We start from the raw sequence: 757 nt of genomic DNA, 5'->3' as shown, positions 1-757 counted from the left end.
CGTGGCGGCGGGACGGCTCTCGGACACCTCGACCGACGCGGTGAACGGCAGCCAGCTCTTCGCCACCAACACGGCGGTGGACAGCGTCGCCAGCGAGGTCACGACCATCACCGGCAAGCTGACGCACTACTACAGCGTCAACGACGGCGGCACGAAGGGCGCGAACTACGACAATGACGGCGCCACCGGCACCAACGCGGTGGCGGCGGGCGTCGGCGCCAGGGCCACGGCGGCGGACGCGGTCGCCCTGGGCAACGGGGCCACGGCCGGCGATGCCGGCGCGGTGGCTCTGGGCTCCGGCTCGGTCACGGCGGCGGCGGTCGGCACGGCCAGCACCAAGATCGCCGGCACGACCTACAACTTCGCCGGCACGGCGCCGACCAGCACGGTCAGCGTCGGCGCACCGGGGGCGGAGCGGACCATCACCAATGTCGCGGCCGGCCGGGTCTCGGCGACCTCGACCGACGCGGTGAACGGCTCGCAGCTCTTTGCCACCAACACCTCGGTGGACACGCTGAACACCAAGGTCGACAACATCAGCACCGGCGGCGGCATCAAGTACTTCCACGCCACCTCGACCCTGGCGGACAGCCAGGCGACGGGGACGGACAGCACGGCTGCCGGGCCCGAGGCCGTGGCCTCGGTGCAGGACGGCGTCGCCGTCGGCCACGGCGCGACCGCCGGGGCCAATGCCGGCGACGTGGCACTGGGCTCCGGCTCGACCACCGCGGCGGTGGTGGCCACCGCGGGCACCACG

General features: G+C 73.6%; 1 pseudogene. It reads left to right on the top strand.

What is annotated here, in order from left to right:
* Positions 1 to 757, top strand: a pseudogene (locus FFK22_RS42040) (hypothetical protein); the annotation flags it as partial.

The sequence above is a fragment of the Mycobacterium sp. KBS0706 genome, from assembly GCF_005938675.2.
GTDB lineage: Bacteria > Pseudomonadota > Alphaproteobacteria > DSM-16000 > Inquilinaceae > Inquilinus.
This window is presented reverse-complemented; position numbering and strand designations above follow the sequence as displayed.